1 protein-coding gene is annotated in these 550 nt (G+C 50.7%); it reads left to right on the forward strand.

Going from position 1 to position 550, the window contains the following annotated elements; genetic code table 11:
• A partial coding sequence (locus R7Z50_RS30165; RefSeq protein WP_318150105.1) for a macro domain-containing protein occupies positions 1-407 on the forward strand: 407 nt, incomplete at its 5' end.
• Positions 408-550: the final 143 nt, after the last annotated feature.

The following is a 550-nucleotide window of genomic DNA, read 5'->3' on the forward strand; positions in this document are numbered from 1 at the left end:
CCATGCTTCGCCCAGCAGGGCCTGCGCGTATCACTGCGTGTTATGCCGTTGATGATGTCGTCGGTATTCGATGCCCGTTTGGTGACGCCCGCATTACTGAGGCTGGCAATTTACTCGCGCGTTACGTCATTCATGCCGTTGGCCCGATTTACGATAAATTCGCCGATCCAAAAGCGGTGTTGGAATCTGCATATCAACGTTCGCTGGATCTCGCGCTCGCCAACCACTGCCAAAGTGTGGCGCTGCCTGCGATTTCTTGCGGAGTGTATGGTTACCCACCTCAAGAAGCAGCAGAAGTCGCGATGGCCGTTTGTCAAAGACCGGAATACGCGGCACTCGACATGCGCTTTTACTTGTTTAGTGAAGAGATGCTTTCGATATGGCAACACGCCCTGACCCAGCACTGAAATCTGTATGACAAGAGACATAAAAAAACCGGACTGCCAATACAGTCCGGTTTGTCTTATTTATCAATCAATTATCGTTCGTTAAGCGCTACGAATGCTAGGGGGGTCATCCAAAGCGCCTAATGTGTGCGATCTAGTTTTTG

Source organism: Vibrio sp. 1249-1, assembly GCF_033340495.1.